Here is a 16,087-nt window from a genome sequence, read left to right on the forward strand (position 1 = left end):
CTGAGGCGCTCTTGACAGGGACAAGGCGAGCGTACTCAAACGTTCAAGAGTTTGATCATCCGTCAGAGAAATGGGCCGCCATGCGGTCCCGGTAGCGGCCCGGAGTCGTCCCGAACTGCCGACTGAAGGCGTGCGAGAGCGCGTACGGCGTCGCATAACCGACCCGCCGGGCGATCACGTCCAGCGGATCCGCGGTCTGCTGGAGCAGCGCGGCCGCCCGGGTCATCCGCCACCAGGCCAGGTAGGCCATCGGCGCCCGGCCGACCAGGGCCGTGAACCGGCGGGTCAGCGTCGCCCGGGAGACCCCCGCGCTCGCGGCCAGCTCCTCGACGCTCCACCCCCGCGCCGGATCCTCGTGCAGGGCGCGCAGCGCGCCGGCCACCACCCGGTCCCCGAGCGCGGCGGGCCAGCGGCCGCCCGCGCCGAGCCCCTCCCCCGACCCCGCCGACCCCGACCCCGGGCCGGCCGCCGCCCCCGCCCCGGTGGCGGGCCGGGGCGAGGCCAGCCAAGCCCGCAGCATGTACACCAGCAGCAGATCGATCAGGCTCGGCACGGCGAGCGCCCCGCCCTCCCCGTCGGCGGCCAGTTCACCACCCAACAGATCCACCGCCGCCCGGAGTTGGGGGTGCGCTCCGACCCGGTTCGGCAGGTGCACCACGTCCGGCAGCTCCAGCATCAGCGGGTGGGTCCGGCTGTGCTCCAAGCGGTACTTCCCGCAGAGCAGTTCGGCGATCGGCCCGCCATCGGCGCCGGGCACCGGCGGCGGTCCGGAGGCGGACGGAGCCGCTGACCGGGCCGCCGCGAGCAGCCGCTCGATCGGCACCGCCCGCGCCACCCCGTCCCGGTCCAACGGCGCGGCCGCGAGCACGTGCCCCGTCCCGTGCGGCAGCAGCACGGCGTCACCCGCCCCGAGCCGGACCGGATCGCCCCCGTCCGGCAACAGCCAGCAGCCGCCCTCCAGTACGACGTGGAAGCCGGCGCCCTCGTAGGCGGGGATCCGGGCCGACCAGGCTCCGCCGACCCGCAGCCGATTGGAGGAGGGCCGTCCGATCCGCACCGCCGCGATCGCGTCGCTCACCACGTCCATGCCCACAGACTAGGGCCGCGTCCGTGCCACCCCGCCGGGCCGGCTCCGACCGGCCCGGCGGCACGGTCGACGGTCGCGCGGCAGCCGGGCGGAACGGCGGGGCCGGGCGGAGGCACCGGCCCCCGGGTCGCCGAGACCCCGGATCAAGCCGAGGCCACCGGGTTCGGGCCGCACCGGGCCACCGACCACCGAGCCGCCTGCCGCCTGCCGCCTGCCGCCTGCAACCTGCCGCCTGCAACCTGCAACCTCCCGGCTGCCGCCTGCCACCGGTCCGGTGCCTGCCGCAATGACGGCGGCGGAGCGACGGACCCGGCGGGCCGACCCCGGCCACGCGGCTACGCTCGCAGTGATCATCAAGGTGATGACCAGGATCGAAGGGGGTGCGGCGTGGATCTCGCCGGAAAGACGGTGGTCGTCACGGGGGCCGGACGCGGGTTCGGGCGGGCGTTGGCGCTGACGGCGGGCCGGTCGGGCGCGCGGGTGTTCCTCTCGGCCCGCACCCGGGCCGCCGCCGCCGAGGTGGCCGAGGAGATCGCGGCGGACAGCGGCGCGCGGGCGGAGGCGTTCGCCTGCGATCTGGCCGACCCGGCCACCGTACGGGCCTTCGCGGCGGGGGTGGCCGAGCACACCGACCGGGTGGACGTGCTGGTCAACAACGGCGCCCGCTACCTGCCGGGGCCCGACCTGTGGGACGCCGAGGACGACGCGATCACCGACACGGTCGCCTCCGGGGCCACCGGCACCCTGCTGACGGTCAAGCACTTCCTGCCGCTGCTGCGCGCGGCCGGGGACGCGGACGTGGTCAACCTGGTCTCCTCGGCCGCCGAGGCCGGGAACCACCGCTCCGAGGCGCATCCCGCCTTCTACGCGGCCAAGGCCGCCCAGGCCGGCTTCGCCGACATCCTCTCCCATCGCCTCCGCCCCGAGGGCATCCGGGTCATCTCCCTCTATCCGCCGGACTTCACGGACGGCGACCCGCTCGACCCCGCGTGGGACACCGCCGACCGGACGGCCGGGGAGCCATTGGGCGCCCGGTCCGTGCTCGACTGCGTCCTGTTCGCGATCCGCCAGCCCCGGGACTGCTTCATCCGTTCGTTCCACTTCGAACAGCTGTAGGCAGTGGCACATCAGTGAGCCGATCACGTATCTGATCGAGCTGATGAAGCATTGAACCACTCAGTAACCCGCTCCTAGGATCGGAAGCGTCGACGGAAGCGACATCGCGTACCAGGGGAGGAACCATGACGGGGATCGTGCTCGGCGAGGCCGAGGTGCTGAGGGTCAGGGAGTGGGAGGGGGCGTTCATGCCCGCCGCCGACATCGTGCCCGGGGCCACCCCGGAGGACTGGGAACGGAACGCGGACCTGCTCGCACCGGACCACTGGGACCGCGCCGAGGACACCCATCTCGGCGCCCTCCAGAGCTGGGTGATCCGCCACGGGGGCCGCACCGTCCTGGTCGACACCGGCGTCGGACACCGCCGGCAGCGCCCGCACAACCGGCTCTTCCACGAGCGGGACAGCGACTTCCTCGACCGGCTCGCGGCCGTCGGCGTACGGCCCGAGGACGTCGACGTGGTGGTCAACACCCATCTGCACGCCGACCACGTCGGCTGGAACACCGTCGAGCGGGACGGCGAATGGGTGCCCGCCTTCCCCAACGCCGTCTACTACCTGCCGGCCGCCGACCACGCCTCCTTCGCCCCGGACGGGCCCGGGCGCGCCGGTCCGGCGTCCCGCCAGGAGGAGCGGCGACTGCTCTACGCGGACAGCATCGAGCCGGTGGTCCGCTCCGGCCGGGCGGTGCTCTGGACGGACGGCGTCCGGCTCGACGAGGCCCTCACCCTGGAGCCCGCGCCCGGCCACAGCCCCGGTTCCTCGGTGCTGCGGCTCGATTCGCGCGGCGAGCGGGCGGTGTTCGTCGGCGACCTGCTGCACAGCCCGCTCCAGTTGGCCCGGCCCGAGTGCAACAGTTGCTTCTGCGAGGACCCGGTCCAGGCCGCGACCACCCGCCGGAGCGTCCTCGAACGGGCCGCCGACAAGCGTGAGTTGGTCGTCCCGGCGCACTTCGCCGGGACCGGCGCCGCCGAGGTGCGGCGCGAGGGCTCCGGTTTCACCGTCACCCACTGGGCCGGCTGACGGCAGCGGCCGGGGCGCCCGTCCTCCCCCGAGGCGGACGGACCCCCGGCTCCGGTTCCGGCTACAACCCCGATTCCGGCCGCGGCCCCTGTCCCGGCCCGGGCTCACGCCCGGCCCCGCCGCAGCGGCCCCGCCGGGGGTCCGGCGGGGTCCGGCCGGCTCCCGGTCAGCAGGGCGGACAGGGCCGCCGTGTGGGCCCGCAGCAGACTGACGACCCGCCGGTCCCCGTCCCGGAGGAAGGGCAGCACCAGCAGCGCGGGCACGGTCGCCACCACGACCAGCACCAGGACGGGGGCGAGCAGGGCCACCAGCAGCACCCGCTGCAGCGGGCCGAGCGTACGCGGAGTGAGGGTCAGCACGGTCATGTCGGTTCCTCCGTTCCCGCCGGGACAGCCCTCCCGGCCCAGGTCTTCGGGAACGACGCTGACAGGAAGGCGAGTTCATCGCCGTTGTTCACCGGGACACCCCTGGCAACGGACCGAACAACCGGTGGTTGTTCGGTGATAATGCCGAACAACGAGGTGTCGGTCGGGCGGGGTCCGGGGGGGGACGAGTGGCGCAGGCGAACCAGGGCGGCCGCCCGTTCGGCCCGGTCCGGGCGGAGAGCCCGGAGGCGGAGGAACTCGCCGACTTCCTCCGCCACCTCGTGGCCACCGCCGGGCGGACGGTGGCGGACGTCGCCCGGACCGTCGGGCGGGCACCCGGCACCGTGAGCGGCAACCTCTCCGGCCGTGTACCCACCGAACAGTTCGTCCGCGCCCTCGTGGCGGCCACCACCCGCGACCCGCGCGACCTCCGCCGGGCCCTGAACCTCCTGCGGGCCGCCCGCAACCCCGCTCCGCCCCACGTCCGCCCCGGCGGCCTTCCCGGCGGCGGCCTTCCCGGCGGGAGCGTCGAGGAGCAGCACGGCTATCTGGAGACCCTCTACAACCAACTCGGCCAGGCCAAGGAGCAGCGCGACGAACTCCAACTGGCCCTGGTGAACACCGAGAAGATCGTCACCGTCCTCCTGATCATGCTGGCCACGCTGCAGCACCGCGTCGGCGAGCTGACCGAGGAACGCAACCGGCTGCTGGGGCACCGCCAGGAACTCGCCCGTCTCCTCTCCACCCAGCAGCAGCTGGTCGACGCCCACGACCGCGAACGGCGGGCGATGGACGAACTGCTCCGGGCCGAGACCCGGCGCACCGAGGTCGAGGGGCTGCTCTCCCAGGTGCTCGACCAGATGGGCCGGCTGACCGAACGGGTCGCGCTGCTCCAGGACACGGACGGCGGGCAGCCCGGCGGCCACCGGACGGACCTTCCGCTCGCGCCCGCCGAGAGCACCGGGGATCCGCTCGGCGAGGACATCGACCGGGCGCTGGAGCGGCTGGGCGCCATCAACGAGGAGGGCGACCGCACGGTCAGGCGGCTCGCCGACGCCTGGGACGCCCGAACGCCCGCACCCCTCGAACCTGCTCCCGCCCACACCGGCCCGAGCGCCAACGGCCGGGTCCTCACCTTCTACTCCTACAAGGGCGGCTCCGGTCGCACGACGGTCACGGCGAACTGCGCCTGGATCCTGGCCGCCAACGGCCTCCGGGTGCTCGCGGTCGACTGGAACCTCGCCGCACCGGGCCTGCACCACTACTTCCACCCGTTCCTCGAACCCGAGGACACCGAAGCCGAGAACGCCGCCACCGGCGGCCGGAACCTCGTCGGCCTGCTCCGCCGCTCACTGGACACGCCCGAGGACGGGACGGCCCACCCGGCCTGCGTCCTCGACCACGTCCGCCCGCTCCGCTGGCCGGGGTTCCCCGGGGACGGGCGGCTCGACCTGCTCCCGGCCGGGGACGTCCTCGCCGACGGGACGGACGCCCTCCTCGCCCGGGCCGTGACGGAGGACGTCGTCGAGGCAGTGGGCCAGGACCTCCGCCACCACTACGACTACATCCTGATCGACGCCCCGAGCGGCCTGTCCGACACCGCCGACCTCTGCACCGTCCGGCTGCCGGACGACCTGGTGCTCTGCTTCACCCTCGGCCGCCGGTCCGTCGACGAGGCCGCCCGGGTGGCCCGGACGGTCCATCAGCGCGACCGGGACGAGGGCGTCCGGGTCCTGCCCGTGCCCACCCGCGTCGACCAGGGCGAGGCTGCGAAGGCCGAGGCCGGCCGGGCCCACGCGCGGCAGCGCTTCGACGGCCTGCCGGCCGGCCTGACGCAGGAGGAGCTCAGCCGCTACTGGGGCTCGGTGGAGCTCCCGTACCGGCCGTTCTACGCCTTCGAGTCGGTTCTCGCGTCCTTCGGCGACGAACCGGGTCTCAACAGCACGATGCTGGCCTCCTTCGAGCGGCTCGTCGCCGTCCTCACCGACGGCCGGGTCAGCGCCCTGCCGCCGGTGGACGAGGAGCTTCGGCTCCGCTACCTGGCGGCCTTCACCCACCGCCGCCCGGCCGTTCCCGAGGACATCGCGCTCTCCTACGTCGACGCGGACCAGACCTGGGCGGAGTGGATCCGGTCGGTCCTCACCCGGGCGGGCTTGCTGGTCCGGCCCGACGGCCCTCGCCCGGCCGCGGCACAGGGCCGGCCCACCCTTCCCGCCGGGTCCGGAGCCGGGGGCGGCGTCAGGACCGTCGCGGTCCTGTCCGATTCCTCCGAGAGGGCGCGGTGGCTCCGGGAGTCGTGGGAGTCGTGGGAACCGCCGGGGTCCGACCCAAGCGGACGGCAGCTGCTCGTCCCGGTCCGGGTGGGCGACATCCGGCTCGGCGCGGCGACCGACCGGCGGGAACCGGTCGACCTCGTCGGCCGCGACGAACCGGAGGCCGTTCGGGCCCTGCTGGCCGGTCTCGGGCTGGGTGACGCCCCACCGCCGGCGCCGGACGACGACGCCCCGCGCTTCCCCGCGCGCCGGCCGATCCTGTGGAACGCCCCGCACCGCAACCGGCACTTCATCGGACGCTCGACGATCCTCGACCGAATGCGCGAGCGCTTCGGGGGCGGGGACGGGAAGACCCCCGCGAGTGTCCAGGTACTGGTGGGGCTCGGTGGCATCGGCAAGACCCAGATCGCCGTGGAGTACACGCACCGCTTCCTGGCCGACTACGACCTGGTGTGGTGGATCGACGCCGAACAGTCCGACCTGGTCACCGACTCCCTCGCCGAACTGGCACACCGCCTCGGCCTGCGTACCGGCGAGTCGCTCGGCGCGGCCACGGAGGCCGCCCGCGACGCACTGCGGCGCGGTGAACCGACCTCGCGCTGGCTGCTGGTCCTCGACAACGTCGACACCGCCGCCGAGATCGCCCGGCACCTGCCCGACGGCCCCGGCCACGTCCTGATCACCTCCCGCCACGCGGAATGGCCGACATGGGCCGAGGAGGTCGAGGTGGACGTCTTCGGGCGGGCCGAGAGCGTCGAGCACCTGACGGCCCGGATACCCGGTGTCTCCCCCGCCGATGCCGAGCGCGTCGCCGAGGCGGTGGCCGACCTGCCGCTGGCCGTCGAGGTCGCCGCCGCCTGGCTGGCGGAGACCGCCACGCCCGTCGACGACTACGTGGCCCAACTGCGGGACGCGTCCGCCCGGATGCTGGCCCTGAACACCCCCGTCGACTACCCGGCCCCGGCCGGCGCCACCTGGAACATCTCCCTCGCCCGGCTGCGCGACCGCTCCCCGGCGGCGGCCCGACTGCTCCAGCTCTGCGCGTTCCTGGCCGCCGAACCGATCGCGATGCGCCTCGTCCACGGCGACGAGATGGTCCGCGCGCTCGTCCCGTACGACGCCGACCTCGGCGATCCGATGCTGCTGGGTTCGGTGCTCCAGGCCATCAGCCGGCTCGCCCTGGCCAAGGTCGAACCGGGCGGCCACGGCCTGCAGATCCACCGCCTGGTCCGGGCGGCCGTCCGGGCGACCCTGGACGAGGAGGAGCAGCGGACCACCCGGCACGCGGCGCACCTGGTCCTCGCGGGCGCGCGACCCGCGGTCGGAGACACCGAGGATCCGGCCAACTGGCCGGCCTACGAGACGATCTGGCCGCACCTGATGCCGTCCGGGGCCCACGACTGCGACGACCCCGGCACCAGGCTGCTGCTCATCGACCGGATCAGGTACCTCCGCACTCGCGGGGACCTCGACGCGGCGCTCCAGCTCGGCCGGACGCTGGACGCGCACTGGACCGCCAAGCTGGGCGAGGACGACCGGCAGACGCTGCTCCTCCGCTTCCACCTGGCCGGCGTCCTGCGCTCCCGGGGCGACTACGCCGACGCCCTGGCCCTGGACGAGGCCGTGCTGGAACGCCAACGACGCGGCTTCGGCGAGCACCACCCGTACACCCTGCTGACCGCCGGGTCGCTCGCCGCCGACCGGCGGGCCACCGGCCGCTTCGACGCCGCCCTGGAGCTCGACCGGGAGACCCTGGAACAGCTCCGCGAGGAGTTCGGCGCGAACAACGCCCTCACCCTGGCGATGGCCAACGACCTGGCCCTCGACCACCGCCTGACCGGTGACTTCGCGATCGCCCACGACCTCGACCGGGACACCTTCGAGCGCCGGGCGACGGCCCTCGGCACGCGCCACCCCGCGACCCTCGTCAGCCGGGCCAACTGGGCCCGCGGCCTGCGCGACCTCGGGCACCACCGGTCCTCGCTGGACGTCCTGGGGGAGACCCTCGCCGAGTTGCGCGGGATCCTCGACGAGGACGCGCCGGAATGCCTGGACGTCGCCGACTCGCTCGCCGTCGGCCTGCGCCTGAGCGGCCGGACCGCCGAGGCCCGGCAGCTCAGCGAGACCACGTACCGGCTCCGCCTGGAGCGCCACGGCCCCGACACTCCCGGCGCGCTGGCCTCGGCGCTCAACCTGGCCGCGGCCCTCGGCGCCTGCGGCGAGCACACGGAGGCCGTGGACCTCGCGGGCGACACCCACGAGAAGCATCGGGCACTCTTCGGGCGACAGCACCCCTTCACCTTCGCCTGCGCCGCCAACCTCGCGCTGTACCGGCGCCGGTGCGGCGAGTCCGACCAGGCCGTCCGACTGGGGGACGCCGCAACACGCGGACTGGCCGACACCGTCGGGCCGGACCACCCGTCCGCCCTGACCGCCCGGCTCACCCTGGCCAACTCGTACGCGGTGGCCGGGGACCACGAGCGGGCGGAGGAGGAGGGGCGGGCCGCCCTCGGCGGGCTGTCGGAGCGCTACGGCGACCAGCACCCGGACACCGTGCTCGGCCGGGCCAATCTGGCCGTCACCCTGCGCCACCGGGGCCGGCACCCCGAGGCCGCCGAGCTGTGGGCGGGCGCGGAGAGCGCGATCGCCCGGCTTCTGGGGGAAACCCACCCCCACCTCCGGGCCGTCCGCGCGTGGCAGCAGGTCGACCGGGACCTCGAACCGCAACCGTTCTGACCGAACCGGGACCGCGCCCGGGACCGCCCGGGACCGCCCGGACCGGCCCGGGACGCGGGCGGGACCCGGCCCGGGCCCGAAGCGGGGCCGGGAGGCGGCCACCGCCCCGGGTGTTCGGGACAGCGGGCGGCCGACCTTGGGAGTCACGCCCGGTCCGCGCACCGGGCGGCCCCATCGGCCCGAGCCCAGGGAACCCCGTCATGACCGCACAGTCCGTCCTGTTCGCCACCCTCCTCGACGCCCGCCGCTCCGTCTGCCTGCCCGACCTGCTCCGCGCCCAGGCGGCCGCCCGCCCCGACGCCACGGCGGTCACCGCCCCGGCGGAGCGCGGCACCGGCACCGGTACCGCCACCGGCACCGACGCCCGGCTGAGCTTCCGCGAGCTCGCCGCCGCCGCCGACGCGCTCGCCGCGCACCTGCACCGGCTGGACGTGGCCACCGACGACTGCGTCGGCCTGTACACCGAGCCGTCCCTGGCGCTGATGACCGGCGCCTGGGGCATCCTGCACGCGGGCGCCGCCTACCTGCCGCTCTCCCCCGAGTACCCGGAGGAGCGGCTCCGCCGGATGATCGGGTCCAGCGGGACCAGGGTGGTCGTCGCCCAGGAGCACCTGCGGTCCCGGCTGGCCGAGCTGGTTCCGCCCGGCATCCGGATCGTCACCGCCGCCGACGTGGCGGCCCCGGTGGCGGCCCCGGACGCGCCGCCGCAGCCGGCCGCGGGCGCCCACCCCATCCCGCACCAGGCCCACGCCCCGGCCGGGCCCGGCCCCGAGTCGCTGGCCTACGTCATCCACACCTCCGGCAGTACCGGCCACCCCAAGGGTGTGATGATCGAGCACCACAGCATCGTGTCGCAGCTGCGCTGGCTGGCCGACGCCGGCCATCTGGGCCCGGACGCCACCGTGCTGCAGAAGACGCCGATGAGCTTCGACGCGGCGCAGTGGGAGATCCTCGCGCCCGCCACCGGCGCGCGGGTGGTGATGGGCGCGCCCGGGGTCCACCGGGACCCGGAGGCCCTGATCGACACCGTCCTCGCGCACGGCGTGACCACCCTCCAGTGCGTACCGACCCTGCTCCAGGCCCTGCTCGACACCGAGCGGCTGACCGACTGCACCGGTCTGCGCGGGCTCTACTCCGGCGGCGAGGTGCTCTCGGTCCGGCTGGCCCGGGCGCTGACGGCGGCGCTGCCGGGCGCGGCGCTGGTGAATCTGTACGGCCCGACCGAGTGCACCATCAACGCGACCGCCCACCGGATCGACCCGGAGACCCTCGGCGACGGCGCCGGTTCGGTGCCGATCGGTGTGCCGGTGGACCGCACCCGCTGCTTCGTCCTGGACGAGGAGCTGGCGCCGGTGGAGGTCGGCGCGATCGGAGAGCTGTACATCGGCGGCGTCCAGCTGGCCCGCGGCTACCTCAACCGGCCGGATCTGACGGCGGAGCGCTTCGTCGCCTCCCCGTACCTGCCGGGCGAGCGGCTCTACCGCACCGGCGACCTCGCCGGGTGGAACCCCGACGGCACCCTGCAGTGCGCCGGCCGGGTGGACAACCAGATCAAGCTGCGCGGCTACCGGGTCGAGCTGGACGAGATCGCGCTCGCCGTCGAGGAGCACCCCTGGGTGCGCCGGGCCGCCGCGGTGGTCACCGACGACCCGCGGACGGGCCACCGCAACCTGGTGGCCTGCGTGGAACTGAACCCGAAGGAGGCCGCCCTGATGGACCAGGGCAACCACGGCGGCCACCACCGGTCGAAGGCGAGCAAGCTCCAGGTCCGGGCCCAGCTGTCCAACCCGGGGCTGCGCGGCCCGGCCGAGCTGGCCGGCCGGCCGGTGGTGGCACTGCCGGGGCGCCGGGAGACCGACCGGCAGCGGCGGGAGACCTTCGCCCGGAAGACCTACCGCTTCTTCGAGGGCGGAGCGGTCACCCGGGAGGACCTACTGGCGCTGCTCGCCGCCCCGCCCCGCACCGCCGCCCCGGCCCCCGCGCTCAGCCCGGCCACCGAGTCCACCGCGCCGGGCCGACCGACGGCCGCCGTCACCCTCGCCGAACTCGGCCCGGTGCTGCGCTGGTTCGGCCAGTTCCACAGCCCGGAGCGGCTGCTGCCGAAGTACGCCTACGCCTCCCCCGGCGCGCTGTACGCCACCCAGCTGTACCTGGAGACGGACGGCTCGCACGGCCTCGCCGCGGGCGTGCACTACTACCACCCGGTCGACCACGCCCTGGTCCGGGTCGGCGACCGGGCCGCCGGGGGCGCGCCGCTGGTGCTGCACTTCCTCGGCCGGCGCGGTGCCATCGAGCCGGTGTACCGCGACAACATCCAGGAGGTACTGGAGTTCGAGACCGGCCACATGCTGGGCGTGCTGGAGGAGGTGCTGCCGGACTACGGGCTGGCGGTGCGTCCGCTGGGCCACGAGCCCTCGGTCCAGCGGCGGCTGGACGTCGCCGAGGAGGACTTCTACCTGGGCAGCTTCGCGATCGTCGCGGAGGACGGACGGCCGCGCCGGGAGGACACCGAGCTCTTCGTCCAGGCCCACCCGGGCGGGGTCGAGGGCCTGCCGGCCGGACTGTACCGGTACGAGGACGGCGAGCTGACCCGGATCTCCGACCAGGTGGTGGAGTCCCGGCACGTCGTCGCGATCAACCAGCAGGTCCACCGGCGGGCGGGCTTCGGCATCACCGCGGTCAGCCGGGCCGTCGAACCGTGGCTGGAGTACGTCGGCCTGGGCCTCCGACTGCACCGGCTGCAGCGCAACGGCCTCGGCTTCGGCTTCATGTCCTCGGGCTACAGCTCCAGGACCGGCCACCCGCTGCCGGCCGCCCGGCGGATCGACGCGGTGCTCGCGGACTGCGGAATCGCCGGCGGAGCGTCGTACTTCTTCCTCGGCGGCCGGGTGAGCGAGGAGCAGATCCGCAGCGAGGGCATGCGGGAGGACGCCGTGCACATGCGCGGCCCGGCGGAGCTGATCAGGGACGAACTGATCGCCCTGCTGCCGGACTACATGGTTCCCAACCGGGTGCTGGTGCTGGACGAACTGCCGCTGACCCCCAACGGCAAGGTCGACGCCAAGGCGCTGGCCGCCGCCGAGCAGGTGCGGGACGCCACCACCGGAGCGCCGTTCGTGGCACCGGCCACGCCGACCGAGCGGCGGCTGGCCGGGATCTGGGCCGCCGCGCTGAAGTACGGGACCGTCTCCACGGCGGACGAGTTCTTCGCGGCGGGCGGCAACTCGCTGATCGCGGTGGCGCTGGTCAACCGGGTGAACCGGGAGTTCGGCGTCCGGCTCCCGCTCCAGGTGCTGTTCGAGTGCCCCCGGTTCGCCGAGCTGGCGGCCCGGATCGACACCGCCGGGACCGACCCGGCCGGGACCGGAAGCGCGGGGGGCACCCGTACGGACGGCACCCCTGACAGCACCGCGGTCGGCGGGGATTCGGCCTCCCGGCTGGTACCGCTGCACCGCGGCGGCACCGGCGACCCGGTGTTCTGCTGGCCCGGGCTGGGCGGCTACCCGATGAACCTGCGTCCGCTCGCCGGGCGCTCGGGCCGGCCGTTCTACGGCGTCCAGGCGTACGGCATCAACCCCGGGGAGACGCCGTACCCGACCGTCCGGGAGATGGCGGCGGCCGACCTGGCGCAGATCCGGGCGGTCCGGCCGGAGGGCCCCTACACCCTGTGGGGGTACTCCTTCGGCGCCCGGGTGGCCTTCGAGGCGGCCTGGCAGCTGGAGCGGGCCGGCCAGCGGGTGACCGCGCTGATGCTCATCTGCCCCGGCAACCCGGAGCTGCGCAGGGCGGACGGGGAGCGGTACGGACGCGAGTCCTCCTACCGGAACCCGGGGTACCTGACCATCCTCCACTCGGTGTTCGCGGGCTCCGTCGGCGGACCGGGGCTGGCCGAGTGCCTCGCCGAGGTGCGGGACGAGGACGGCTTCGCCGCCTTCGTGCACCGGAGACTGCCGGAGCTCGACGAGGAGCTGATCCGCCGGGTGACCCGGGTCGTCGGGGAGACCTACGAGTTCGAGTACACCTTCCGCGAGCTGGCCGAGCGGCGGCTGGCGGCCCCGGTGACCGTCTTCAAGGCCACCGGTGACGACTACTCGTTCATCGAGGGCAGCTCCGGCCGGTCGGCCGCCCCGGCCGAGGTCCGGCTGGCCGGGGACCACTACGGCGTACTGAGGGAGCAGGGCGTGGACGAGCTGGCGGCCGCGATCGCCGCCGCCACGGGCGGTGGTGGGGGCGGGAGCGGGGGCACCTCCTGACCCCACCGCCGGAGGCGCCCGGGGACCGTCGGAACCGGTCCCCGGGCGCCTCCGCGCCGTCACCGGCGGGTGTGCTCCCCCGGTCCCGGGGCGAGCGGACCTCCGGCGGCCCGCCCTCTCACCCCCACCACTGCTCGGGGACCCCGACCGGCTCGCGCCCACCGTCGCCCGGGGCGTCGGCCGCGGCGACCCGGGCCGGACGGTCGGCGGTGACGAGCAGTCCGTCCGGCCCGGCCGTCGCGACCCGGTAGCCGGACTCGCGCAGCACGGCGGCGACCGCGCCGGTCACCGCGGCCCGGATGCCCTCGGCGGGCGGCGGCTGCTCGGCGGGCACCTGCCCGGCCCGGGGCCAGTCGATCAGCACCCCCTGCGGGCCATGGCCGAGCCGCAGCCCGGAGGGCCCGCCGTCGATGTCGAAGCCGGCCCGGGCCAGGTCGGCTGTCACGTCCTCGAAGAGTTCCCGGTGATCCACCATTGGCGCAGCGTAGGCCCGGTCCCGCGCCCTCCCCCGGCACGGCGCGCGCCGTGACGCCCCGGCGCGCCGTCAACAGCACCCGAGCGCAGCATCGGAGCGCGGCGGGGAGGCCCCCGGACGCCCCGTCACGGCCCGGCCGCGCCCGACCGCAGCCCTCGTCACCACCCTCGTCACCACCCCCGTCAGGGTCCCCGGACCCCCCGGACGGGCCGACACGAGCGGCCGGACGGGCCGATGGACGTGCACAGTCGGCGCGCTCCCGACAGCATGACAGAGTAAGCGCTCCATCACTTTGAGCAACGGGGGCGGCGGGTCGCCGGATCCGCGCGCCGGCCTGCCCGGAACCCCCGTATCGAGAGGTCCGATGATCACATCACTCCACCGGCCGGCCGTGACGCGGCCGGGCGTCCAGGACATGCCGCGGCGGACACCGGGGAGCCCGTCGTGAGAGCCGACCAGCAGTCCGGCCCGGGGCCGGTCGGCAGCACGCGCGCGGCGCCCGCCAACAAGGTGGAGGCACTCGTCGACTGGGCCGACGGACGGCTCGGCATCTACGGCCTGTCCAAGTCCAATCTGCGCAAGATCTTCCCGGACCACTGGTCCTTCATGCTGGGCGAGATCTGCCTCTACACCTTCGTCATCATCATCCTGACCGGGGTCTGGCTGACGCTGTTCTTCATCCCGTCCATGGGCGAGGTGACCTACGAGGGCTCGTACGTCCCGCTCCAGGGCATCCCGATGTCGGAGGCGTTCGCCTCGACGATCCGGATCAGCTTCGACATCCGGGGCGGCCTGCTGATCCGCCAGATCCACCACTGGGCCGCGATCGTCTTCGTGGCCGCGATGTTCGTGCACATGATGCGCGTCTTCTTCACCGGCGCGTTCCGCAAGCCGCGCGAGGTCAACTGGCTGTTCGGCGCGGGCCTGCTGATCCTCGGCATGTTCGACGGCTTCATGGGCTACTCGCTGCCCGACGACCTGCTCTCCGGCACCGGCATCCGGTTCATGGAGGGCGCGATCCTCGCGGTGCCGCTCGTCGGCACCTACATCATGTTCTTCCTGTTCGGGGGCCAGTTCCCCGGCACCGCCATCGTGCCGCGCCTGTTCACCGTGCACGTGCTGCTGATCCCGGGCATCATGCTCGGCCTGCTGGTGGCCCACCTGATCCTGGTCTTCTACCACAAGCACACCCAGTTCGCCGGGCCCGGCCGGACCAACAAGAACGTGGTCGGCATGCCGCTGATGCCGGTCTACATGGCCAAGGCGGGCGGCTTCTTCTTCCTGGTGTTCGGTCTGGTGGCCGTGATGTCCGCGATCGCCACCGTCAACCCGATCTGGCTGTACGGCCCGTACCGCCCGGACCAGGTGTCCACGGACGCCCAGCCGGACTGGTACATGGGCTTCTCCGAGGGCCTGATCCGGATCATGCCGGGCTGGGAGATCGGCCTCTGGGGCCACACCATCAACCTGGGCGTGTTCGTCCCGCTGATGATCTTCCCGCTGGTACTGGTGGCGATCTGGTCGTACCCGTTCCTGGAGGCGTGGATCACCGGCGACCGGGGCGAGCACCACATCGCCGACCGGCCCCGCAACGCGCCGGTGCGCACCGCGTTCGGCGCGGCCTGGATCAGCCTCTACCTGATCCTGCTCGCTGCCGGCGGCAACGACCTGCTCGCCACCCACCTCCACCTGTCCATCAACTCGATCACCAACGCGGCCCGGATCGGCTTCTTCGTCGGGCCGGTGATCGTCTTCGTGATCACCAAGCGCTGGTGCCTGGGCCTCCAGCGCCGTGACAAGGAGAAGGTGCTGCACGGTCGGGAGACCGGCGTCATCAGGCGGCTGCAGCACGGCGAGTTCATCGAGGTGCACGCGGCGCTGCCGCCGGAGCGGCTGCACACGCTCACCGCGCACGAGCAGCCGGAGCCGTTCGAGCTGCCCGCCGAGGTGGACGAGAACGGGGTCGCCCGCAAGGCCGGGCTGCTGGCCCGCACCCGGGCCAAGCTGGCCCGGGGGTTCTACGGCGAGGGCAGCCAGATCGCCAAGCCGACGGCCGAGGAGCACCACGAGATCAGCAGCGGCCACGGCCACCACTGATCCCGTCCGGCCCACCGTCCAGCCCGCCGTCCACCCTGCGGTCCGCCCCGTCGGCGGCGGACCGCGGGACCGGGCCCGCCGCACACCGACCGGTGTCCGGCGGGCCCGGTCGTTCCGGCGGCCGGTCAGCCGTGCAGGGCCGCCGGGACGGCGGCGAGCAGGGCCGCGGCGAACGCCACCCCGAGGCACACGGCCGCCCAGCGGGCGCAGATTCGGCGGCACTCGGCGCGGTAGCGGGCGGCCAGCGCGCGGCAGCGGCCCACCGCGCGGTCGACCACCTCCTCCGCGTACCGGAGGCGGTCCTCCGCGTACGCCTCCTCCAGCACCTCCCGGTCGTCCGGCGCGAGCCAGGGGAAACGGTCGGCGAAGGCCCGGGCGTCGCGCCGGGCCGCCGCGACCTCCGCCTCCCAGGCGAGGTAGCCCTCCAGCCGGGCGATCTCCAGCCCGGGGTCCACCGCCGCCCGGTCCGCGCGCGGGCCGGGCGGCCGGCCGGTCCGCCGGTTCGGCTCCGGCCGGGCGCCCCGCGCCTTCGGCGGACGCTGTCTGCCACCCATGAGCGCTCCTTGTCCTCTGCTGTCCCGTGCTGTCCGGTGCTGCCGTCCTCCACCCCCTGGCGGATCGCTCCGCGATCAGGCAATCACTATCAGTGACCGGAGAGGCGGG

9 protein-coding genes are annotated in these 16,087 nt (G+C 74.6%); 5 read left to right on the plus strand and 4 right to left on the minus strand.

All coding sequences use genetic code 11. From position 1 onward, the window contains the following. Positions 1–55: 55 nt before the first annotated feature. The gene (locus ACIQ9P_RS09705) at positions 56–1,087 is read right to left on the minus strand and encodes an AraC family transcriptional regulator (RefSeq protein ID WP_402352453.1); all 1,032 of its coding nucleotides are present in this window, start codon (positions 1,085–1,087) and stop codon (positions 56–58) included. A 387-nt stretch (positions 1,088–1,474) separates the two neighbouring features. On the opposite strand from ACIQ9P_RS09705, the gene ACIQ9P_RS09710 reads away from it, so the two are divergent. Together ACIQ9P_RS09710 and ACIQ9P_RS09715 are read left to right on the plus strand one after the other, a co-directional pair. Then, positions 1,475–2,203 (plus strand): SDR family oxidoreductase, encoded by a 729-nt coding sequence (locus ACIQ9P_RS09710; protein WP_402352456.1) that lies wholly within the window; start codon positions 1,475–1,477, stop codon positions 2,201–2,203. 125 nt (positions 2,204–2,328) lie between these two features. Beyond that, positions 2,329–3,225, plus strand: coding sequence for an MBL fold metallo-hydrolase (locus ACIQ9P_RS09715; protein WP_402352459.1), 897 nt, complete (start codon positions 2,329–2,331; stop codon positions 3,223–3,225). A gap of 104 nt (positions 3,226–3,329) precedes the next feature. Here the strand turns inward: ACIQ9P_RS09715 and ACIQ9P_RS09720 are convergent, their stop codons facing one another. After that, on the minus strand, positions 3,330–3,590 hold the full coding sequence (locus tag ACIQ9P_RS09720) for a dTMP kinase (protein ID WP_402352462.1): 261 nt from the start codon (positions 3,588–3,590) through the stop codon (positions 3,330–3,332). A gap of 188 nt (positions 3,591–3,778) precedes the next feature. On the opposite strand from ACIQ9P_RS09720, the gene fxsT reads away from it, so the two are divergent. Together fxsT and ACIQ9P_RS09730 are read left to right on the plus strand one after the other, a co-directional pair. Further along, the gene (gene fxsT / locus ACIQ9P_RS09725; RefSeq protein WP_402352465.1) at positions 3,779–8,599 is read left to right on the plus strand and encodes an FxSxx-COOH system tetratricopeptide repeat protein; all 4,821 of its coding nucleotides are present in this window, start codon (positions 3,779–3,781) and stop codon (positions 8,597–8,599) included. 200 nt (positions 8,600–8,799) lie between these two features. Next, on the plus strand, positions 8,800–12,852 hold the full coding sequence (locus ACIQ9P_RS09730; RefSeq protein WP_402352468.1) for an amino acid adenylation domain-containing protein: 4,053 nt from the start codon (positions 8,800–8,802) through the stop codon (positions 12,850–12,852). 118 nt (positions 12,853–12,970) lie between these two features. Here ACIQ9P_RS09730 and ACIQ9P_RS09735 read toward each other — a convergent pair whose 3' ends face one another. Beyond that, on the minus strand, positions 12,971–13,327 hold the full coding sequence (locus ACIQ9P_RS09735; protein WP_402352472.1) for a hypothetical protein: 357 nt from the start codon (positions 13,325–13,327) through the stop codon (positions 12,971–12,973). A 444-nt stretch (positions 13,328–13,771) separates the two neighbouring features. Between ACIQ9P_RS09735 and ACIQ9P_RS09740 the strand changes: the two genes are divergently transcribed. Further along, on the plus strand, positions 13,772–15,424 hold the full coding sequence (locus tag ACIQ9P_RS09740; protein ID WP_402352475.1) for a cytochrome bc complex cytochrome b subunit: 1,653 nt from the start codon (positions 13,772–13,774) through the stop codon (positions 15,422–15,424). Positions 15,425–15,549: 125 nt separating this feature from the next. On the opposite strand, the gene ACIQ9P_RS09745 is transcribed toward ACIQ9P_RS09740, so the two are convergent. Continuing rightward, positions 15,550–15,978 carry a hypothetical protein gene (locus ACIQ9P_RS09745; protein WP_402352478.1) on the minus strand — a complete coding sequence of 143 codons (429 nt, stop codon included), beginning with the start codon at positions 15,976–15,978 and terminating at the stop codon, positions 15,550–15,552. Between the last annotated feature and the right edge of the window lie 109 nt (positions 15,979–16,087).

The sequence above is a fragment of the Kitasatospora sp. NPDC094019 genome (assembly GCF_044764505.1).
Lineage (GTDB): Bacteria > Actinomycetota > Actinomycetes > Streptomycetales > Streptomycetaceae > Kitasatospora.

Coding starts and splice junctions, on each gene's coding strand:
- ACIQ9P_RS09705 (WP_402352453.1), bottom strand. CDS start 1,087: ATGGACGTGGTGAGCGACGCGATCGCGGCGGTGCGGATCGGACGGCCC.
- ACIQ9P_RS09715 (WP_402352459.1), top strand. CDS start 2,329: ATGACGGGGATCGTGCTCGGCGAGGCCGAGGTGCTGAGGGTCAGGGAG.
- ACIQ9P_RS09720 (WP_402352462.1), bottom strand. CDS start 3,590: ATGACCGTGCTGACCCTCACTCCGCGTACGCTCGGCCCGCTGCAGCGG.
- ACIQ9P_RS09730 (WP_402352468.1), top strand. CDS start 8,800: ATGACCGCACAGTCCGTCCTGTTCGCCACCCTCCTCGACGCCCGCCGC.
- ACIQ9P_RS09735 (WP_402352472.1), bottom strand. CDS start 13,327: ATGGTGGATCACCGGGAACTCTTCGAGGACGTGACAGCCGACCTGGCC.
- ACIQ9P_RS09745 (WP_402352478.1), bottom strand. CDS start 15,978: ATGGGTGGCAGACAGCGTCCGCCGAAGGCGCGGGGCGCCCGGCCGGAG.